An 18,537-nucleotide genomic window follows, 5' to 3' on the forward strand; every position below is an offset into this window, starting at 1 on the left:
GCACCCTGGGTTCATCTATCGCCGTTAAATGTCCAAGTCTCAGTAAATCATCGCATCGTCGCTCTTGGGATCGACCAGCATGATCTCGCCCCGATCGCCCAGCGACTTGGCCAGGCGCACCAGCGCGGTCTGCGCTTCCTCGCACTCGCGCGCGCGGACCGGGCCCATCGCGGACATGTCGTCGCGCATCAGCTTGGCGGCGCGTTCGGTCATGGCGTTGAAGAACACCTTCTTCATCTCGTCCGGGGCGCCCTTCAGCGCCAGCGCCAGTTCGCGCTTGTTGCAATTGCGCACGATCGTCTGGATCGCGCCCGGCAGCAGGTTGGCCAGATCCTCGAACGTGAACATCAGCGCGCGGATACGCTCTGCCGATTCCGGCGCCTTGTCGTCCAGCGCGTCCAGCATCGCTTCCTCGGTCGAGCGGTCCAGCGCGTTGAACAGCTCTGCCATCGTCTCGTGGGGATCGCGACGCTGCGCGCGCGAGAGATTGGTCATGAACTCGCTCTTCAGCGTCTGTTCCACCTGGACCAGCACGTCCTTCTGCACGGTATCCATCCGCAGCATGCGCATCACGACGTCGGTCGCGAAATCGCGCGGCAGTTCGGACAGCACGCGCGCGGCATGATCCGGGCGCAGCTTGTGCAGGATCACCGCCACCGTCTGCGGATATTCGTTCTTGAGGTACCCCGCGAGCACCGCCTCGCTGACGTTGGACAGCTTGTCCCACATCGTGCGGCCGGAAGGACCGCGGATGTCCTCCATGATTTCCTTGACCTTGTCGGACGGCATGATGCCTTCCAGCAGTCGCTCGGTCGTCTCGTAGGAGCCGTGGAGCGTCGCCATGCTGGAGACTTCGCCCGAGAACTGCACCAGCAGGTACTCCACCACCACCGACGGCACCCGGCCGAGCTGGGCGATCGTGGAGGACAGTTCCTTTATTTCCTCGGTCGTGAGCTGATCCCAGATCGGGCCGCCCTGCTCGTGGCCGAGCGAGAGCATCAACGCGGCAGCGCGTTGCATTCCCGAAAATTTCTTGAGCTCGGGGGGTTCGCCCACCGCGGCCATCATCGTCACGTCTTTCATCCCCAAAAAAGTCCGCGATGCCGACCTGTCGGCGCCTGCGACCGTCTATCTTATAGGATGATAGCGGGCAGGTGCGAAGTCCGGGAGGTAGATTTGACGATAAACTACAGCAGCGGGCTCATCGGCCTGTCAATTCTTGGTGGAAGCAGCGCTTACTCGTCGGCCCTGGCGACCAGCACGTCCACCGACAGCGCTGCGGTCACCGCGGCGAAGAAGGCGTTCAAGATGCCGGCCACCACGCCGCCGTGGAAGCTGGCGGATACCGACACCTCGTCGACCAGTTCGCAGGTGACGGCCATCAAGAAGATGCTGTCGGTCATCGACAATTCCTACAATCGCGACAGTTCGCTGGACGACCTGCCCGACGTGAAGGCCACCTTCACGATCTACAAGGCGCTGACCCGGCTGCAGACCCTGGCCGAAAGCGCGGCGAAGTCCGGCACCTCTGCCACCGAACGCGCGGCGCTGGAAAAGGCCTTTGCCAAGGGGCTGTCCGATATCCAGTCCTACATCAGCACGGCCGACACCGATCTGCTGACGCTGAACTTCGGCAAATCCGCCAGCAAGGTGCAGACGGTCGCGGTCAACAAGCCGGACGTTACCGGCGCCGTCACCGGCGAAACCGTCTCCACCAAGGAAGGCGATGCGATTGCCGGCCTGACCGGGAACGAAGTCTTCCAGATCACGCTGGCCAAGGGCACGACGTCGCAGACGGTCAACGTCGACCTGTCGCAATCGACCCAGCCACCCACGCTCGATTCCGTCGCCGCCGCGCTGAATGCCGCGATCGCCGCGCAGCCGCAGCTCGATGCGAACGGCGACCCGGTACTGGATGCCGATGGCAATCCGGTCAGCCAGTGGAAGTCCAAGTTCACGGTCGCCTACGACAGCGATGCCGAGAAGTGGGGCCTGGTGTTCAAGCCTTCGGGCATCGAGAAGGTCTCGCTGGAGCAGGTCGACGCCGGCGATGCCATCATGGTCGCCAGCGGCGAGACTCGCAAGGATTCCACCACCGATGCGGAAATCTACAAGTTCGGCGACATCGCCGGATCGCTGACGTGGGAACGCCTGAATTCGATCAACGCGGTGGACGCCACCGCCACCGCGCAGGCCCAAGCCGCCGCCAGCCCGGATGACGACGAGGATACCGACTACACCGTCGACGCCAGCACCAGCGCCCGCGCGATGGTGACCGATGCCGACGGGTTCAGCTACGTCGTCGGCACCACCGCTGGCGATCTGGGCAGCCAGGTTTCGGACGGAGCGAACGACCTCTTCCTCACCAAGGTCGATTCCGAAGGCAACATCGTCTGGCAGCGCAATCTGGGCGCGGCCGGATCGGCATCGGGTTCGGCGATCAGCCTTGCGCCCAATGGCGACATCGTCGTTGCCGGCTCCGTCAGCGGCGAATTCAACAACAGCGACGCAAGTCAGACCGACCTGCTGGTGGCTCGCTTCAGCACGTCGGGCGAAGAACTTTCGACCACCGCGATCCGCCAGGTGGGCAACGAAACCGCCAATGCGGTGACCGTGGGCAACGACGGCAGCATCTATGTCGCCGGCCGCGCCTCTACCGGCGGCGGCGACGCGGTGATCGTCAAGCTCGATTCCACCGGCAAGTTCGTCGAACGCCGCACGATCGACAGCGGCAGCAACGATCTGGTCACCTCGCTCGCCATCGACGGATCGGGCAACCTGCTGGCGCTGACCAACGAGGGCGGCGTCGCCAAGCTGCGCCAGATCGACGCCAATTCGCTGTCCAACGACCTTGGCTCGATCACCCTCGGCACCAATGTCGAGGCGCGCGCCATCGCGGTTTCAGGCTCGGGCGAGATCGCCGTGGTCGGCGCCGCCAGCAGCGCGGTGAACGGCGATCAGGTCAATTCCATCACCGGCGCGCGCGACGCCTTCGTCACCCGGATCGACGCCGGCCTGACCTCCGCCAGCACCACCTACATCGGCACCTCCGACGACGATCAGGGCGACAGCGTCACCTGGCTGGGCAACACGCTCTACGTCGGCGGCCGCACCGCCGGCACGCTGGAAGGCACCAAGGCGGGCACCGTGGACGGCTTCATCGCCCGCCTTGATGGCGATACCGGCGAAGTGCAGACGGTCTCGCAATGGGGTCTGGTCGCCACCACGGTAGAGCCGGTACGCATCACCACGCTGGCCGGCGGCGACAACGCGCTGGACGCGCTGGGCCTGCACAGCGGCCTGCTGAACCCGACGACATCGGCGACGCTGGTTTCGCAGACCAGCCTGCGCACAGGTGACGAGTTCTCGATCTCGGTCGATGGCGAGGATGCGCGCAAGATCACGATCGACAAGAACGAGACGATGACCACGCTGGCGGCCAAGATCAAGAAGATCACCGGCACCGACGCCACCGTCACCACATCGCTGGTGGACGGGCAGACCACGCTGAAGATCACCGTCGCTGCCGGGCACACGCTGGTGCTGGCCGCGGGCGGAGACGGCAAGGATGCGCTGGCCAAGCTGGGGCTTACCCCGGTGAAGCTGAGCACGCCCAAGGTGAAGGGCAAGAACGACCCCAAGGTCACCCCCGGCGGATCCTACAGCCTTTCGCTGAGCGATGCGTTGAGCCTGGGCAGCAAGGCGGCGGCCACGGAAGCGCTGACGAAGGTCAAATCGGCAGTGTCGATGATCCAGACGGCCTATCGCTCGCTCTACTGGGATTCGACGAAGACCGCGCTGGTGGATGGCGTCACGTCCACCAACGGCGGATCGGCCTACCAGAAGGCCCAGCTTGCCAACTATCAGGCCGCCCTGTCGCGCCTGACCGGTTCTTCCTGATCCTTCGGCCCTTCGCGAAAGGAACTTTCGATGTCTTCGCTTCCTCCGCTGCTGGATGGCATGACCGCCTCTATGAAGGCGATGGCCGAACACCAGCGCATCATTTCCGAGAACATCGCCAACAGCGAGACGCCCGGATACAAGGCCCGCACCGTCTCCGCGCCCGACTTCTCGTCGCTGGTGTCCCAATATGGAGAGGCGACCGGCGCGCCGCATGTTTCCCGCCCGCAAGTGGAACTGTCCGCCTCCATGACCGCGCTGGGCGCACGGCCGCCCCAGGCGGGTGGCCGAATCGTGCTGGACAGCGACACCAGCGAGACCAAGCCCGACGGCAACAACGTCACGCTGGAAGACCAACTGATGTCGCTGGGGCAAGTCCAGGCCGACTACACGGCGATGACCAATATCTACAAGAAGCAGATCGGCCTGCTCAAGCTGGCGCTCGGACGCAACTGAGCGTGTCATGTGCGCGGAAACGACGGCTTCCGCCACCGAATACCCCTGTCCAAGCATCCCCAGATAGAATCGGACGGGAATAGACTGGGCGTGCGCCTTCGGGCGCGCGCCCGCCTTTTGCCGAATCGCCGGACTTTTATCGCCTTCTCGTCGCAATACAGGAACTATGCGCCTATTCAGGCGTTTATCCGGAAATATACCGCGATTTCCAGAAATCGCGTCCACTTTCGGCGTCGCTGCCTCATCGATTTGGCCTGTTGCCCCGGATCGCGGCAACGCCACCCGGCATTATCCAATATGCGATTATCCTGAAATTTTATGATTAATTTCAAAATTTTACAAAATCGTCGCGATTTCCGGAAAACCGCAGCGCCACGACGTTACATGGTCCGCGTAACGGTTAAAAACCTGCAATCGACGAGATACAATGATCATTCATGTTTAAGTGGTCATAATAGAAAGAACACCCGGGTTCCCGGATAGCCATCCAGTTCTGACCCGTTTTGGACCATCATCCCAAGTGCGATATTGACCACCTTGGTGCTTCATGAAACATCTTGGGCATTGCAATGAAATTCGAGCTTCGATGACAGAAAAACCAGTTCGATCCGGCAGGCGGGCAAGGAAGGCGACTGCCTCCGGCTCTGCAGCCCTTGAGATCGACGCCTGCCGCAGCCTGGTATTTCCAAACGGGATAAGGAAGTTTCGCAAGCAACGAAATATAGGTTCACTTCTCGAACTGGCCGAACAGGTCCCCGACATCACCTATATTCGTCTTTCCAAGATCGAACGGGGTGAGGTATTCGCTCGCGCCGCAGAGATGCGCGCGATCGCCGCCGCGCTCCACGTCGATCCGCTGGACCTGCTGGTCGACATCGATGATCCCGCTTTCGATATAGAGGCTTGGGCAGACCCGATCCTGGGCACCGACCGCACCGATCCCGAGGCGGATCGTCTGGCCGTTGTGATCGCGGCTGCCGTGCGCGCACGCCGCGCCGCCGACGATACGCTGACGATCGCCGTGCTGGAGGATGAATACGCCATCGCCCCGGTCATCCTTTCGCGCATCGAAAACGCCCACAAGCCTTACGACCGCTGGAACGAAGAAGTGCGCGCATCGCTGCGCCGTCTGTTCGGCGCGGCCGACGATCCCGCGCTGGCGGCGCTGGCCGACGATGCCTGCGCACGCGGGGAACTGGATGCGTTCCTGCCGATGATCGCCAACCCGCAGCTGCGCATCGCCAAGACGCGTGCACGCACCGCCGCCTTGCGCGCCGAACTGAGCGGGGAGGCCCGGCCTGCCGCATCGGCTCCGGCAAATGCCCGTACAGTGCGCGAAAAGGCCGCGCGCCCTTCGCTGGAGACATCTGTGCTCGAACGCCCGGTGCCCGTGCTGGACGCCCCCACCCCGCGCAAATTCGCGGCCGAGGAAATCGCCGCAGATGCCTGCGCCACGGCCACCGTGCGGCTCGTGCCGGTCTACGGATCGCCGCTGCCTGGCGGGCTGCTGGCGCGCACGCCAACCGATACCCATGTCGAAGCGCCGCGCAACGCCGGCCCGCGCGCCTATGGCCTGCGGATCGGCCGCTCCACGCTGGGCGCGGGGCTGCCCGGCCGGGCGGTGCTGGTGGTCGATCCCGATCGCTACCCCTCCGCCGGCGGCCTTGCCGTGGTGGAACTGGACGAAGGGCTGCGCGTGATCGCCATCACCTTCGACCGGCAGGGCCATACGCTGGGCTTCAGCCTCAATCCCGATTTCGAAGTGGCGATCGACACGATCGACCCCGCACGTATTGCCACGGTGCTGTCGGCCGTCTTCGAATAATCAACGATTTGCGGGACTTTCCGTCCGCTCCCCGCTCCGATCCGATATAATTGGGTATAGGAGAAGAGCGGACGGAAGATGCGCAACGCTGGCCAGCCACATTCGATTGCAGGGCAAGCATTGCGACCGGCGAGCGGCGACGAATCCGGCGATCCGTTCTTCGAAGGGCATGAGCCGCCTCTGCGCGGGGTGGAACGCGCCATAGCATCGCTGAGAGAAAGCGATGCCGTCGCCCAGCCACTTTCCCTGCTGATCCTCGATCTCGATCGTTTCAAGCTGATCAATGACTTGTGCGGCCATGCCGCCGGCGACGAAGTGATCGCCATTGCCGCACGACGCTGTTCGCGCATCGCCGAACGCTTTTCGGGCCGCGTGGTCCATGTCGGCGGCGACGAGTTCGCCTGCGTACTGCCATTCGTGGATGCGGCCGACGTATCGGACGGCGTGGCCTCCAACCTGCTCGACGTGCTGGCCTCCCCCATCGTGCTGGGCCGGCACATGATCCACCTCACCGCCTCGATCGGCATCGCCAGCGACCCGTCGGGCACCGAAACATCCGAACGGCTGCTGCGCGCCGCCTCGATCGCGATGTCGCGCGCCAAGGCCTCCGGCGGGGCGGCCGTGCGCCGCTTCACGTCCGAGATGCTGGAGAGCCTGACCGACCGCGCAGCCCTGGAAGAGGCGCTGCGCTCCGGCCTGCTGCGCGGTGAGCTTGTGCCCTATTACCAGCCCATCGTCGCGCTGCCCTCACGCCGGATCGCGCGGTTCGAAGTGCTGGCACGGTGGGAACATCCCCATCGCGGCCTGCTGGGCCCCGATCTGTTCCTGCAGCTGAGCGAAGACTTGCGCCTGATCGACGAGATGCTGTTCACGCTGCTGCGCCAGGCCTGCCGCGCCGCGCGCGACTGGCCGTACGACGTGGGCCTGGCCGTCAACATCTCGCCCCGGCAGGTCTGCGATCCGGGTCTAGCCGGAAGATTGCTGCAGATCGTGTTCGCCTGCGGACTGCCGCCCGAACGGCTGACGGTGGAAATCACCGAGAACGCGATGGTCAACGACCTGGCCGACGCGCGCGCGACCATCGATGCGCTGCGCCGCGCTGGCGCGCGGATCGCGCTGGACGATTTCGGCACCGGCTACGCCAGCCTGGCCCGCCTCTGCCACTTGCCCATGGACGTCATCAAGATCGACCGCACGCTGATCCAGGCGCTGGATCGGGATGCCGGGCGCAAGCTGGTGAACACCGTGCTGGACCTTGGCCGCAGCCTGGCCATGCCGGTGACGGCGGAGGGCATCGAGACCGAGGAGCAGGCCCGCTTCCTGATCGAACGCGGCTGCGCGTTCGGCCAGGGCTTCCTGTTCGGCCGCCCGGCCCCATCCTCCGTGGCGACCGAGCTTGTCAGGCGCGACGCCGCCGGCCGCACCGACGGCACCACCTGAGGGTCCACCCCGAATTCACCAAATGCGATGCGGAGGCGCCGGTCCCGGCTGCCGCGATCGGCCGCGCGCCGCCCCTGGGGATCGCCGGTCTATAATACCGACAACACGAACGAATTGCTGGAGAGCCTTGTGGGAAATCATCTATCCGATGATGAAATTGCCAAATGCCGACATCATAACGTCGCGATCGACCCACTGACGCAGATTGGCTTCGGCCCCAAAAGGTCGATGCTGATCGAGCACAATGTGGAACTTCGAAAAGGTGTCTACGACATCGATTTCATCGGCGCCTACACGTTCCTGGGCGGACGGGACACGTTCATGCGGCACATTGCATCAATTGGCCGGTTCTGCTCCATCGCCAGTAATATCGTCGCGGGCGAAATTGAACATTCGACCGATTTTATCTCGGCGGCTCCAATGTTTACCGGATCCTCCCTGCCTGCGGCAACGCCCGGGGCGCGATACGAATTCGGGGACGCGAACCGGCCCATGCTGGAGAAATCGGCACGAACGCTGGAAGCCTCGATGGCCGGGCGCGTATCCAAGATCATGATCGGAAACGATGTCTGGATCGGCGAAGGCGTGTTTATCCGCCGAGGAGTCACGATCGGGGATGGCGCCGTGGTGGCGGCTCGATCCGTAGTGACCCGAGATGTCCCGCCTTACGCCATCGTTGGTGGAGCGCCCGCCAAAATCATTCGCTATCGGTTCGATCCCGCCATCGTCGGCGATTTGCTGGCCCTGCAATGGTGGAAGTACGGGTTGAGCGCCGTGAACGGTGCCGATTTCACCGACATCGCCTCGTGCATCGACACCATCGGAAGCAATATCGCATCGGGCCGGGCGCAGATTCACAATGGTACGCTGATGGCCATCGACGAGGATCTGGTCGCAACGCCGGTTCGGTATGACGCTTCGACCAACATGTTTGAGCTTGTCCAGGAAACCGTTTGAAATTCGCTGAGGGCGAGTTCGCGGAATCTGCCCTCAGAACCCGCCCCCAAACGCAACAGGGCCGGTGCCATGCCGGAAACGCCGTAAAGGCATTTCCGGCATGGCACCGGCCCTGTTCTTCGTTCTCGATCCGCTCAGTATTCGCCGTTGAACGAGATCGGCGTCGCCGCGTCCACGCGCGCGAGATCGCCGGTGGCGACGTAAGTATAGGACCGATTGCCACTGAGGCGCTTGGCCTCGTCGGCGATGGCGGTCATCATTTCCATCGAAAGTTCGATCTGGCGTTCCAGCAACGCAGCATTCGCGATCGAGGCGGCGCGCAGTTCGGCAAGACATTCGGTCAGCCGCTCGCGCGTCTCGTCGTTCATCGCCGCCTGCCATTCGGGCTCGCGACGATTGCGGCGGGCCAGCACTTCCTCAAGCTGGGCAACCAGCCGCGCCTTGGCGGCGGCCAGCGCGGCAAGGTCCAGCACGCGTTCGCGCCGCTGCAGCCGCTCGGTCTCTTCCCGCATGACCAGCGAGAGCGAGGTCATGATCTCGATCATTTCATTCGGCATCGCCGCTATCCCCTTGGTCGTAACCGGCCTGCGCGGCGATCGCTTCCGCCGCCGCCTGCCTGGCTGCTGTCTGTGTCGCACCACTTTGAACGTTGCCGGCCTGCGCCCCGCTGCGGGCCGCATAGGCCTGGGCGCCGGCTATCTGGGCATTGGCCACTGGAGCATTGGCCACCGGCGCGCTCGCCGTCTGGGGGTTGCCCCCCTGCATCCGGATGATCTGCGCCTCCACGGCAGAGGCGATGCCCAGGCCCTTGCCCTTGGCGATCTGGTTGCCGATCTGCTCGGCCATCATGCCGCGGAACATCTCCTCGCCATGGCCGCCGCCGAAATTCTCATCCACGTCGACCGTTTCCAGCATGATCTTGGCGATCTGCCCGGCGAACACGCCCTCGAACTGGCGCGCGATGCCGGCGGGCGACTTGTCCTGCGCCGTCACCGTCTGCCGCGCGGGCTGCGAGGTGATGCTGGAGGTGACAGTGGTATCGCTCATCGCCACGCCCCCTTACTGAACGGTGATCTCGGCCTGGAGCGCGCCGGCGCTCTGCAAGGCCTGGAGAATGGTGATCAGGTCACGCGGGCTGACGCCCAGCGAGTTGAGGCCCGAAACCAGCGTGCGCAGCGACGTGCCCTCGGTCAGCATCGCCAAAGAGGCGCCGTTGCCGTCGTTCGCTTCCACCCGGGTGCGCGGCACCGTGGTGGTCTGGCCGTTGGAGAACGGCGCCGGCTGCGAGACGATCGGGCTTTCGGTGACGCTGATGGTCAACCCGCCCTGGGCGATGGCCACCGGGCTGACGCGCACGTCCGCGCCCATGACCACGGTGCCCGCCGCCTCGTTGATGACGATCCGCGCCGGCTGGTCCACCGGCACCGTCAGATTCTCGATCCGCGTGACCATCTCGATCACGTTGCCGCCGCGCGGGGTGATCTGCACGGTCGCCGGGTCCAGCACTTCGGCGGAGCCCGAACCTTCGCCGTTGATGCGCGCGGCGATCCGCTGCGCGGTGGTGAAATCGGGATTCTTCAGTGCCAGCTTCAGGTTCTGGGCGGTGCGCAGGTCATAAGGCACCTCCCGCTCGACGATGCCGCCGCCGGCGATCCGGGCAGTGGTCATCACGCCGCGGCTCAGCTTGGCCGCCGCGCCCTGCGCCTTGAAGCCCGATACCGCGACCGGGCCCTGCGCCACCGCATAGATCTCTCCATCCAGCGCGCGGAGCGAGGAGACCAGCAGAATGCCGCCCTGCAGGCTGGTGGCATCGCCCAGCGCCGAAACCTGCACGTCGATGGTGGAGCCCGAACGCGCGAAGGGCGGCATCGTCGCCGTCACCGTCACCGCCGCCACGTTCTGGGTCAGCATCTGGTCGCCACGAATGTTGACGCCCATGCGTTCCAGCATCGCCTGCAGCGTTTCCTCGGTGAAAGGCACGTTGCGGATGCGGTCGCCCGTGCCCTGAAGGCCGACGACGAGGCCATAGCCGACCAGCTGGTTGGGGCGCACGTTCTCGACATCGACGATGTCCTTGATACGCGGCTGCGCGTCCGCGAAGGCGGTGCCGGGCACGGCCAGCGCCAGCATCGCCGCCAGGGCGACCAGCGGCGCGCGCTTCCTCGATTTCGGGGGCATCTTCATCACTGTCCTTATAGGAAAATGGAACAGGGCCTCGGGGCGGGCCATCGGCCTTTTTGCCGTCATCGTGCGCCCTTTCGCGCCAGGCGCATGACGTAACCGATGATCTCGGCCACGGCGGCGTAGTGTTCGATCGGGATCGGCCGATCGATATCGACCGAGGCGAAGAGCGCGCGGGCCAGCGGCGGGCTTTCGACGATGGGCACGTTCGCCTCCTTCGCGATCTCGCGGATCTTCAGGGCGATGGCGTCCACGCCCTTGGCGACGACCAGCGGCGCGGCCATCTGCCCGTGATCGTACTTCAGCGCCACGGCATAGTGCGTGGGGTTGGTGACGATCACGCTGGCCGTGGGCACCGCCGCCATCATGCGCTGGCGCGAACGCTGCATCTGGATCTGGCGGATCTTCGCCTTGATCTTGGGATCGCCGTCGTTCTGCTTGTGCTCATCCTTCACTTCCTGAAGCGTCATGCGCATCCGCTGGAAGAAGGAGCGGCGCTGGTAGAAGAAGTCGGCCATGGCCAGCACCGCCACGGAAAGAGCGGCGGCGCGCACCGCCTCGAACACCAGGGTGCCGGCGGCATGGGCCAACGCGCCGGGGGTATAGCCGACCAGCTGGTCCAGCCCGACCATGCGCGGGCGCAGCACCGTCATCACCACGAAGGCGATGCCGGCGAACTTCGCCAGCGTCTTGCTGAATTCCACCAGCGATCGCTTTCCGAAGATGCGGCCCAGGCCGGTCATCGGATTGAACTTGGACCACTTGGGCGCCAGGCGATGCCAGCTGATCGTGAAGGGCCCCTGCAGGAAACCGATACCCAGCGCGCAGGCCACCAGCACGGCCAGCACCGGCAGCAGCGACCAGAAGAAATGCAGCGCCAGCCCGGTCATCAGGTTCTGCGCGCCGTCGGGGTCCATGCGGAAATCGTCGGCATTGCCCCAAAGACGCACCAGCATCGTGCTCAGCGCCGCGAAGGCGCTGGCGCCCAGCCCGCCGGTGACGATCAGCCCGCCCAGCAGCATCGCCGCGTGGCGCATTTCGGGTGAGGTAGGCACTTCGCCGCGCTTGCGCGCATCGCCAAGCCGCTTGGGCGTAGCCTCGTGTGTGCGCTGGTCCTTGTCGGTATCGGCCATGGCGTCAGAACTTCCAACCGTCCTGCATGAACGAGGTCATGGCAGTGGCGAATGCGGTGAGCATGCTGCCCAGCACCACGCTGAAGACCGAGATGCCCAGCATCAGGTTCAGGGGCTGGGTGATGAAGAAAACCTGGATCTGCGGTGCCACGCGCGCCGAAAGGCCCAGCGCCAGATTGAACAGCGCGCCATAGAGGATCAGCGGTGCGGCCAGGCTGATGCCCAGCGCCATGGCCTGGCCCGTCACATGAACCGCCAGTTGCGCGAAGTCCGCCGCCGGCGGCAACCCGCCGACCGGAAAGGTGGTGTAGGACTGCACCATGCCGCCGATCCACAAGTGGTGGACGCCCAGCGACATGCACACGATCAGCGCCGCCAGCCCGAACAGACGCGCCAGCAACGGCGACTGTCCGCCCAAGGACGGATCGTTCACCAGTGCCGATGACAGGCCCACCTGCTGCGTCACCATCGAACCGGCGATGGCGGCGGCGCTGAACATGATCTTGATGATGGTGCCGAAGGCCAGCCCCACCAGCATTTCGGAAATGACCAGGATCGGCAGGTCCGCGCCGCCCTTCACTGCCGGCGCCACATGCGGCGCCAGCAGACCGTAAAGGCCCAGCGTCATGCCCAGCGCCATGACCAGGCGGATCTGCATCGGCACCGAATCCTCCGAAAAGGCCGGCAGCAGCATGATTACCGCCCCCACGCGCGTGAACACGATCAGGAAGGTCGCCACATCGATCGGCAATGCGGCAAGAACGGCGGCGTCCATCGTCGGTTATCCGGTCACGATGATGTCGGCGATGCGCTCCATGAACGCGCCGAGCGCATGGCCGATCATCGGCAACGACAGCAGCAGGACCGTGCCCAGCACCAGCAGCTTGGGCACGAAAGTCAGCGTCATTTCCTGCACTTGCGTCAGGGCCTGAAGCAGGCCGACCGTGACGCCCACGATCAGCCCGGCGATCAGCATGGGCCCGGCGATGGTCAGCACCAGCACCATCGCGGCGCGGGTCAGCTCGATGGCGGAAGCCGCATCCATGACGCCCCCTCCCCTTTCCGGACTAGATCTGCATCCGCATGATTTCGGAATAGGCGTTGACCACCTTGTCACGCACCGAAACCACGGTATCCAGCGCCGTCTCGGCCGCGCCGATGGCGGTGACGACGTCGATCAGGTCACCCTTGCCGGCCACTTGCTTGGCGCTTTCGCTCTCCGCCGTGCGCAGCGCACCGGCGGCGTTGCCGACCATCGATTCCACCATCGAACCGAAGCTGCTGCCGCCGCCGGCAGCGCCGGTGATCGACGTGAAGGAATCGTCCGAAGCGCCCGATGAGGGCGCAGTGGTCTTGATCGCGCGGCCATAGGCGGCCGCGGCGTCGAGGGCTCCGATTGCCATGGGAACTTTTCCTTACTTGAGCAGGTCGATCGTGCGCATGGTCATGCCGCGCGCGGATTCGATGGCGTTGAGGTTGGCTTCGTAGGACCGCTGCGCCGCCTTCATGTCGGCCGCCTCGATCAGCGGATTGACGTTGGGCTGTTCGACATAGCCGGCCGCATCGGCCGCCGGGCTGTTCGGCTGGTAGACGCGGGTGAACTGGCTCTGATCGCCCTCGATCGACTTGACGCCCACCTTGGTGGCGCCGCTGGCGCGATCGACTTCGGCAGCGAAAGTGGCGACGCGGCGGCGATAGGGATCGCCGCCCGGCGTGGTTGCCACCGAGTCCGAGTTGGCGAGGTTTTCCGCGATCACGCGCATACGCAGCGACTGGGCGCGCAACCCAGAGGCCGAAACGTCGATCGAGTCTTGCAATTCCATCGTGTTAGCTCCCCTGTCCGCAGGTCGACCTGCGGTGCAGACAGCTTCCTTATAGGCATTTTTTGCCTAGTTCGGATCACTCCTATATTTTTCTTTCCTATAACGAGGGCGAAAGGAGACGCACTGCGATGTCCGTCCTCGAAGGAATTCCCATCGACCTGCAGATCGTGCTGGGTTCAACCAGCATTCCCATCCGCCAGGTGCTGAAAATGAGCCGTGGCGCGATGATCCCGCTGGACTGCGGGCACAGCGATCCCACCCGCGTCTACGTGAACGACGAACTGGTGGCCGAAGGCAAGATCCTGGTGAATGGAGAGCACATGTCGCTCGAAATCACCAAGGTCGTCCAGCGCGAGCGCTGAGCGGTGGAGATACTTGCCGTGCTGCGCACGCTGGGTGCGCTGGGCGTTGTGCTGGGCATCCTGGTCGGCGCGCTCTGGGTGGTGCGCCGCTATGATCTGCGCCTGCCGCAGAAGTGGCTGGCCAATCTGGGCGACAAGGACACCCCGCGCCGGCTGGAACTGGTGGAGCGCCTCTCGCTCGATCCGCGCCGCCAGATCGTGATGATCCGCCGCGACTACAAGGAAATCAGCCTGCTGATCGCGCCCGAAGGCGTGATCATGCTGGATTCGGCGCCGTGCAGCGGTGCCACGCGAATGAAGGATACGGCCGAATGAACCGGCGTTTCGCTCTTGCCGCGGCGCTGGGCTGCGCCGCGATCGTTGCCATGGTGCCCGAACTGGCGATGGCCAAGGCCGCCGCCGCTGGCGCGTCCGATGCACTGGGCGGCCTTGGCGGGGCCGGTGGCGGCGCCGTGTCGGGCCGCGTGATCCAGCTGGTCCTGCTGATGACGGTGCTAAGCCTTGCGCCCGGCATCCTGATGACGATCACCTCGTTCACCCGCATCGTCGTTGCGCTTTCGCTGCTGCGTTCGGGCCTTGGCGCGCAGGGCGTGCCGCCGAACCCGGTGATCATCAGCCTAGCGTTGTTCCTCAGCTTCTTCGTCATGGCGCCGACCTTCGACGCCGCCTGGAAGGATGCTATGGTCCCGTACAACCAGGGCCGCATCAACGAGACGCAGGCGCTGGAGGCAGGCTCCAAGCCGTTCCACACCTTCATGCTGAAGCAGGTGCGGGACGAGGATGTGAAGCTGTTCGTCTCGCTCTCCGGCAAAGTCCCCACCTCTCGTGAGGCGCTGCCGATGTCGACGCTGATGCCGGCGTTCATGATCTCCGAACTGCGTCGCGCGTTCGAGATCGGCTTCCTGCTGCTGCTGCCGTTCCTGGTGATCGACCTTGCCGTGGCGGCGGTCCTCATGGCCATGGGCATGATGATGTTGCCGCCTGCGACCATATCCCTGCCGATGAAGATCATCTTCTTCGTGCTGGTGGATGGCTGGGCACTGGTGGCGGGTTCCCTCGTCAAAAGCTTCGGTGGGCCGGGCTGAAACCCCGGCCCCATTCCCTTACGCCGTTTCCTGCTTTCCGAACCGCGCACGCAGGTCCAGCAGCCACGGCCCAAGGTCGGCGAAGGAAAGCGGTTCCAGGAACACCAGCCCGCAGGCTTCCGCGCCAACCCAGCGCACGGCCGCCTCACGCTCGCCCAGGCCGGGGATGGAGACGCCCAGCAACTGGTCGCGCGGCATGGCGCTGGCAACGGTGACGCGGGCGCCGCCCTGCGAAATGTCGACCAGGCGGGCCGGGTGACGATAGCCGACCACCAGCAGCGCCACCGGGCAATCGGCGGTAAAGCGCGGGCCGCGCGCGATGCCTTCGATACCGGTGCGCATCGCTGCGTGGGCCAGCAGTTCGGGCACGTCGACACGGCCGTCGAACGCCACGCCGATCCGTCCGGCGCGGTTCCAGCGCACGGTGCCGGTCAGCGTATCGCCCGCCTTCAGCGTCACTTCCACCGGCTCATCGACGATGAAGCTGCCGTGGACTTCGGCCATCATGCCGGTTTCGGAGATATTGCGCACGCGGCACAGCGTTTCGCGGCTGCCGGCGGCCAGTTTGCCGATCAGCAGGATGGTGGTGACGCGCGCGGCGCGGGCGACCAGTTCACGGGGGGAATGGTCGGAACGGACACGATCGTACGGCGAAGATGCGTCGGACGATGCCTCGAAAGCGCCGGACAATTCGTCGGCGGCACCAAGGCGGTAGGAAGGCGGCAACGACATGGGGGCTCGTTTCCTTGGTGCTTGCAGGTCAGATCGGCGCGGCCTGGGTGATCACGGCGCGGCGCACGATGTCGGGTCCGTAGACTTCGCGTGCGGCGTCCATCATCAACCGGCGGAACAGTTCCAGATTGGGAATCATCCCATCCGGCCCGCTGGCCAAAGGCTGGCGATAGCTGCGCATGTTGACCGCGTTCAGCAGCACGGGCAGCTGCTGCGTCACTTCCGCGCCCTTGCCCTGCGGCACTTCCAACTGGCATTCGAACGAAACATAGCCCGAAAGGCGGCCGTCCGCGAACGTAACTGGCGCCAGAATGGTTCCGGTTGCCACGAACTCGCTGGCCTCGCGCTGCTTGGGAATGCCGGGCAGCATGTGCGGTGCGAAATGCACGACGGCAAAGGCCGCGCCGCCGCCGATGGCGGTTCCGCCAACCAGCGCCGCGACCGCGATCATGATCTTCCTGATCACCTGATGCTCCAAATCTGCATATGTCTGGTCCGGCCCATCGTCAGAACCGGAAGCTTGCGTCGTGGGGCAGCGCCGAAGGCTCCGCCATGACGACGATGGTGATGCGCCGGTTCTCGGGTCGCTCCGGATGGTCCGGGTAGACCGGCTCGGTCCCCGCCTTGGCCACCACTTCGGCGAAGCGGTCGGCCGGCAGTCCCGCGCTGACCATCGCCGCGCGCGCAGCCAGCGCGCGCTGGGCGGAAAGCGACCAGTTGGCCTCGCTCTGTCCGCCGGTGGAATCGGTATGCCCTTCGATCGCGACTTGCGCGCCGGTGCCGGCCAGCTTGCCGGCGATCCGCACCAGCATGTCGCGCGCATAGGCGTTGAGCTGGGCCGTGGCGCCCTTGAACATCGAACGATCGGCAGTGTCGACCAGGTGAATCCGCATGCCGTCGCGCGAGGGTTCGACATCGACGTTGCGCTTGCCCTGCGTGGGATCGACCGGCTGTTCGAGCGAAAGCTGCATTTCCTGCGCCATCACCCGCAGCGCCGCCTCGGGCACCTCTGCCGTGCCGCCGCGCGCCGCCCCCTTCACGCCGGATTCGGCAGAGGGTTCGCCAACCGCTTTCTGGTCTTCCGCCTGGGCCCTGCGGCTATGGCCGCCGAGGCCGGGCTGCGGGCCGGGATTCTGCGTCAGCGCCGAAGGCACGGCATCGCGGTCAGCGGCGGGCGAGAAGTATTCGGCCAGCCCCTTCAGCTGCTGCTTGTCCGGATTGGCCAGCAGCCAGAGCAGCATGAAGAAGGCCATCATCGCGGTCACGAAGTCGGCATAGGCGACCTTCCACGCGCCACCGTGGTGCGCGTGCTTCGCATGTTTCTTGACCTTGCGGATGACGATCGTCGCATCGCCGTGCCCCTGCGCCACCGGCCGCTCCTCAGTCGAAAGCGGCGCGAAGCCGCTCTTGCATCACGTTGAGCCGCACTTGTCCCAGCGCCTCGTTCAGTGCCGAGCCGCCCGCCATCCGGTCGAGCAGCGCCGCGCTCTCGTCGACGTGCTGGACGATAAGATCGAAGGCCTGAAGCTGGTCGAGATAGTCGGTGATGAACCGCTCGTCGGACACCAGCACACCGGCCAGCTCCTCCAGCAGTTCGCGCGCCACGCGCATCTCCTGCGCGATCGCCTGGCACAGCGAGGCGCCGTGGCCTTCCAACATCATCGTCACTTGGTCGCTTCCCCTGTATGCGTTTCTTGCCCCGACATGGTCAGAACAGTTCGAGTTCGCCGGTGCGCTGCGGTGCCGCGACGGGCACCGGCCTAACGACCACGGGCAGCGGCTGGTCCTTGACCATGGTTGCCCGCACGCGCCCTTCGAACGGCATGAATTCCACCTTGCGCGCCTGCGTGCCGCCAAGATCGCAGTGATCGAGAGGGATGCTCTCGGTCCGCAGGAAATTACGCGCGAATTCGCCGTTCTTGGTGCCGATGCCGCCCAGCCCGGCGACGATGTTCGCACCGCCGTAAAGGTGGCAGCGCAGCCGCGAGCGCTGGGCCCCGCGCTGCATCAGCGCATTGATCAAAAGCTCCATCGCGTGGATGCCGTAGCGCTGCATTTCCGTGGGCGAGACCGGGCTATCCGCGCCCGGCTCCCCCAGCAGGAAATGGTTCATGCCGCCCACGCGCGCCACCGGATCCTGCAGGCAGGCGGCGACGCACGATCCCAGCAGCGTGGAGATGACCACGCCCTGCTGGTTGGCGACATGATATTCGCCCTGAACGATGGCGACCCGGCGCATCGAGATCAGACGAGCTCGCCGAAGACACGCTCGATCTTCTCCTTCAGCGCGGCCGGCGCGAAGGGCTTGACCACGTAGTTGTTGACGCCCAGCGCGGCCGCCTTCTGGACCACTTCCTTGTCGGCCGATCCCGTGAGCATGATGAACACGGTCTTGCCGATCACATCGTCCTTGCGCACCGCCTCGAGGAATTCGAGACCGTCCATCTCGGGCATGTTGTAGTCCGAGATGATCAGGTGCACCCGATCCGCCTTGACCGCGGCCAGGGCTTCGGTTGCCGAGCCCTTGTCGCGAATGTCCTTGAAACCCAGATCCTGCAGGGCGCGACGGATCATCGCGCGCATGCTCGTCTGGTCGTCGACCACCATTACCTTGATTGCAGCCGCTGCCGGCATTTGACCCGC

The 18,537-nt window shown here is 65.0% G+C and carries 23 protein-coding genes and 1 pseudogene; 8 read left to right on the plus strand and 16 right to left on the minus strand.

What is annotated here, in order from left to right:
• Positions 1–39: 39 nt before the first annotated feature.
• Positions 40–1,068, minus strand: a complete 1,029-nt coding sequence (locus WBP06_RS12850; protein ID WP_395334146.1) for a flagellar motor switch protein FliG — start codon at positions 1,066–1,068, stop codon at positions 40–42.
• Between the two features lie 167 nt (positions 1,069–1,235).
• Positions 1,236–1,403 (minus strand): hypothetical protein, encoded by a 168-nt coding sequence (locus WBP06_RS12855; protein ID WP_395328320.1) that lies wholly within the window; start codon positions 1,401–1,403, stop codon positions 1,236–1,238.
• Here WBP06_RS12855 and WBP06_RS12860 point away from each other — a divergent pair.
• The 5 genes and pseudogenes from WBP06_RS12860 to WBP06_RS12880 form a co-directional block, all read left to right on the plus strand.
• Positions 1,390–3,900 (plus strand): hypothetical protein, encoded by a 2,511-nt coding sequence (locus WBP06_RS12860; RefSeq protein ID WP_395328323.1) that lies wholly within the window; start codon positions 1,390–1,392, stop codon positions 3,898–3,900. The two genes, WBP06_RS12855 and WBP06_RS12860, sit on opposite strands and share 14 nt — an antisense overlap.
• A gap of 30 nt (positions 3,901–3,930) precedes the next feature.
• Positions 3,931–4,356, plus strand: coding sequence for a flagellar basal body protein (locus WBP06_RS12865; RefSeq protein ID WP_395328326.1), 426 nt, complete (start codon positions 3,931–3,933; stop codon positions 4,354–4,356).
• Between the two features lie 820 nt (positions 4,357–5,176).
• Positions 5,177–6,181 carry an XRE family transcriptional regulator gene (locus WBP06_RS12870; RefSeq protein ID WP_395328329.1) on the plus strand — a complete coding sequence of 335 codons (1,005 nt, stop codon included), beginning with the start codon at positions 5,177–5,179 and terminating at the stop codon, positions 6,179–6,181.
• A 78-nt stretch (positions 6,182–6,259) separates the two neighbouring features.
• Complete coding sequence (locus WBP06_RS12875) at positions 6,260–7,621, plus strand: putative bifunctional diguanylate cyclase/phosphodiesterase (protein ID WP_395328331.1); 1,362 nt, start codon at positions 6,260–6,262, stop codon at positions 7,619–7,621.
• 555 nt (positions 7,622–8,176) lie between these two features.
• Positions 8,177–8,315, plus strand: a pseudogene (locus WBP06_RS12880) (antibiotic acetyltransferase); the annotation flags it as partial.
• Positions 8,316–8,712: 397 nt separating this feature from the next.
• On the opposite strand, the gene WBP06_RS12885 reads toward WBP06_RS12880, so the two are convergent.
• From WBP06_RS12885 to flgC, 8 genes are all read right to left on the minus strand, one after another.
• Complete coding sequence (locus WBP06_RS12885; protein ID WP_395328334.1) at positions 8,713–9,135, minus strand: flagellar biosynthesis protein FlgN; 423 nt, start codon at positions 9,133–9,135, stop codon at positions 8,713–8,715.
• Positions 9,125–9,625, minus strand: a complete 501-nt coding sequence (locus WBP06_RS12890; RefSeq protein WP_395328337.1) for a rod-binding protein — start codon at positions 9,623–9,625, stop codon at positions 9,125–9,127. The genes WBP06_RS12885 and WBP06_RS12890 overlap by 11 nt, the downstream gene beginning before the upstream one ends.
• Before the next feature lie 12 nt (positions 9,626–9,637).
• Positions 9,638–10,708, minus strand: coding sequence for a flagellar basal body P-ring protein FlgI (locus WBP06_RS12895; RefSeq protein ID WP_395334148.1), 1,071 nt, complete (start codon positions 10,706–10,708; stop codon positions 9,638–9,640).
• Positions 10,709–10,821: 113 nt separating this feature from the next.
• The gene (gene flhB / locus WBP06_RS12900) at positions 10,822–11,892 is read right to left on the minus strand and encodes a flagellar biosynthesis protein FlhB (protein WP_395328340.1); all 1,071 of its coding nucleotides are present in this window, start codon (positions 11,890–11,892) and stop codon (positions 10,822–10,824) included.
• A gap of 4 nt (positions 11,893–11,896) precedes the next feature.
• The gene (gene fliR, locus WBP06_RS12905) at positions 11,897–12,667 is read right to left on the minus strand and encodes a flagellar biosynthetic protein FliR (protein ID WP_395328343.1); all 771 of its coding nucleotides are present in this window, start codon (positions 12,665–12,667) and stop codon (positions 11,897–11,899) included.
• A 6-nt stretch (positions 12,668–12,673) separates the two neighbouring features.
• A complete protein-coding gene (locus WBP06_RS12910) occupies positions 12,674–12,937 on the minus strand; it encodes a flagellar biosynthetic protein FliQ (protein WP_395328346.1) in 264 nt (87 codons plus the stop codon).
• Between the two features lie 22 nt (positions 12,938–12,959).
• The gene (locus WBP06_RS12915) at positions 12,960–13,295 is read right to left on the minus strand and encodes a flagellar hook-basal body complex protein FliE (RefSeq protein WP_395328349.1); all 336 of its coding nucleotides are present in this window, start codon (positions 13,293–13,295) and stop codon (positions 12,960–12,962) included.
• 12 nt (positions 13,296–13,307) lie between these two features.
• Entirely contained in the window at positions 13,308–13,715 is a 408-nt protein-coding gene (flgC, locus tag WBP06_RS12920; protein ID WP_395328352.1) for a flagellar basal body rod protein FlgC, read from the minus strand.
• Between the two features lie 128 nt (positions 13,716–13,843).
• Between flgC and WBP06_RS12925 the strand changes: the two genes are divergently transcribed.
• From WBP06_RS12925 to fliP, 3 genes are read left to right on the plus strand one after another with little or no spacing between them, the layout of a single operon-like run.
• Positions 13,844–14,077, plus strand: a complete 234-nt coding sequence (locus tag WBP06_RS12925; protein ID WP_395328355.1) for a FliM/FliN family flagellar motor switch protein — start codon at positions 13,844–13,846, stop codon at positions 14,075–14,077.
• A gap of 18 nt (positions 14,078–14,095) precedes the next feature.
• Positions 14,096–14,392: a flagellar biosynthetic protein FliO gene (locus tag WBP06_RS12930; RefSeq protein ID WP_395328358.1), complete on the plus strand. Its 297-nt coding sequence runs from the start codon at positions 14,096–14,098 to the stop codon at positions 14,390–14,392.
• The gene (gene fliP, locus WBP06_RS12935) at positions 14,389–15,162 is read left to right on the plus strand and encodes a flagellar type III secretion system pore protein FliP (protein ID WP_395328361.1); all 774 of its coding nucleotides are present in this window, start codon (positions 14,389–14,391) and stop codon (positions 15,160–15,162) included. Before WBP06_RS12930 ends, fliP begins: the two co-directional genes overlap by 4 nt.
• Positions 15,163–15,180: 18 nt before the next feature.
• Here the strand turns inward: fliP and WBP06_RS12940 are convergent, their stop codons facing one another.
• The 6 genes from WBP06_RS12940 to WBP06_RS12965 are packed head-to-tail and all read right to left on the minus strand — an operon-like array spanning position 15,181 to position 18,528.
• Positions 15,181–15,894 (minus strand): PilZ domain-containing protein, encoded by a 714-nt coding sequence (locus WBP06_RS12940; RefSeq protein ID WP_395328364.1) that lies wholly within the window; start codon positions 15,892–15,894, stop codon positions 15,181–15,183.
• Between the two features lie 28 nt (positions 15,895–15,922).
• Entirely contained in the window at positions 15,923–16,360 is a 438-nt protein-coding gene (locus WBP06_RS12945; protein WP_395328367.1) for a hypothetical protein, read from the minus strand.
• Positions 16,361–16,400: 40 nt separating this feature from the next.
• Complete coding sequence (locus WBP06_RS12950; protein WP_395328370.1) at positions 16,401–17,264, minus strand: flagellar motor protein MotB; 864 nt, start codon at positions 17,262–17,264, stop codon at positions 16,401–16,403.
• 10 nt (positions 17,265–17,274) lie between these two features.
• Positions 17,275–17,556, minus strand: coding sequence for a hypothetical protein (locus WBP06_RS12955; protein WP_395334150.1), 282 nt, complete (start codon positions 17,554–17,556; stop codon positions 17,275–17,277).
• 46 nt (positions 17,557–17,602) lie between these two features.
• Entirely contained in the window at positions 17,603–18,133 is a 531-nt protein-coding gene (locus WBP06_RS12960; protein ID WP_395328373.1) for a chemotaxis protein CheD, read from the minus strand.
• Positions 18,134–18,138: 5 nt separating this feature from the next.
• Positions 18,139–18,528 (minus strand): response regulator, encoded by a 390-nt coding sequence (locus tag WBP06_RS12965; protein ID WP_395328376.1) that lies wholly within the window; start codon positions 18,526–18,528, stop codon positions 18,139–18,141.
• Positions 18,529–18,537: the final 9 nt, after the last annotated feature.

The organism is Novosphingobium mississippiense (assembly GCF_044029535.1).
Lineage (GTDB): Bacteria > Pseudomonadota > Alphaproteobacteria > Sphingomonadales > Sphingomonadaceae > Novosphingobium.

Excerpts from the sequence above, each read along its gene's own strand:
- WBP06_RS12850 (WP_395334146.1), bottom strand. The coding sequence starts at position 1,068 with ATGATGGCCGCGGTGGGCGAACCCCCCGAGCTCAAGAAATTTTCGGGA.
- WBP06_RS12860 (WP_395328323.1), top strand. The coding sequence starts at position 1,390 with ATGCTGTCGGTCATCGACAATTCCTACAATCGCGACAGTTCGCTGGAC.
- flhB (WP_395328340.1), bottom strand. The coding sequence starts at position 11,892 with ATGGCCGATACCGACAAGGACCAGCGCACACACGAGGCTACGCCCAAG.
- WBP06_RS12910 (WP_395328346.1), bottom strand. The coding sequence starts at position 12,937 with ATGGATGCGGCTTCCGCCATCGAGCTGACCCGCGCCGCGATGGTGCTG.
- WBP06_RS12885 (WP_395328334.1), bottom strand. The coding sequence starts at position 9,135 with ATGCCGAATGAAATGATCGAGATCATGACCTCGCTCTCGCTGGTCATG.
- fliP (WP_395328361.1), top strand. The coding sequence starts at position 14,389 with ATGAACCGGCGTTTCGCTCTTGCCGCGGCGCTGGGCTGCGCCGCGATC.
- WBP06_RS12890 (WP_395328337.1), bottom strand. The coding sequence starts at position 9,625 with ATGAGCGATACCACTGTCACCTCCAGCATCACCTCGCAGCCCGCGCGG.
- WBP06_RS12960 (WP_395328373.1), bottom strand. The coding sequence starts at position 18,133 with ATGCGCCGGGTCGCCATCGTTCAGGGCGAATATCATGTCGCCAACCAG.
- fliR (WP_395328343.1), bottom strand. The coding sequence starts at position 12,667 with ATGGACGCCGCCGTTCTTGCCGCATTGCCGATCGATGTGGCGACCTTC.
- WBP06_RS12855 (WP_395328320.1), bottom strand. The coding sequence starts at position 1,403 with ATGACCGACAGCATCTTCTTGATGGCCGTCACCTGCGAACTGGTCGAC.
- WBP06_RS12915 (WP_395328349.1), bottom strand. The coding sequence starts at position 13,295 with ATGGCAATCGGAGCCCTCGACGCCGCGGCCGCCTATGGCCGCGCGATC.
- WBP06_RS12965 (WP_395328376.1), bottom strand. The coding sequence starts at position 18,528 with ATGCCGGCAGCGGCTGCAATCAAGGTAATGGTGGTCGACGACCAGACG.
- WBP06_RS12940 (WP_395328364.1), bottom strand. The coding sequence starts at position 15,894 with ATGTCGTTGCCGCCTTCCTACCGCCTTGGTGCCGCCGACGAATTGTCC.
- WBP06_RS12870 (WP_395328329.1), top strand. The coding sequence starts at position 5,177 with ATGCGCGCGATCGCCGCCGCGCTCCACGTCGATCCGCTGGACCTGCTG.
- WBP06_RS12865 (WP_395328326.1), top strand. The coding sequence starts at position 3,931 with ATGTCTTCGCTTCCTCCGCTGCTGGATGGCATGACCGCCTCTATGAAG.
- flgC (WP_395328352.1), bottom strand. The coding sequence starts at position 13,715 with ATGGAATTGCAAGACTCGATCGACGTTTCGGCCTCTGGGTTGCGCGCC.
- WBP06_RS12925 (WP_395328355.1), top strand. The coding sequence starts at position 13,844 with ATGTCCGTCCTCGAAGGAATTCCCATCGACCTGCAGATCGTGCTGGGT.
- WBP06_RS12955 (WP_395334150.1), bottom strand. The coding sequence starts at position 17,556 with ATGATGTTGGAAGGCCACGGCGCCTCGCTGTGCCAGGCGATCGCGCAG.
- WBP06_RS12895 (WP_395334148.1), bottom strand. The coding sequence starts at position 10,708 with ATGCTGGCGCTGGCCGTGCCCGGCACCGCCTTCGCGGACGCGCAGCCG.
- WBP06_RS12875 (WP_395328331.1), top strand. The coding sequence starts at position 6,260 with ATGCGCAACGCTGGCCAGCCACATTCGATTGCAGGGCAAGCATTGCGA.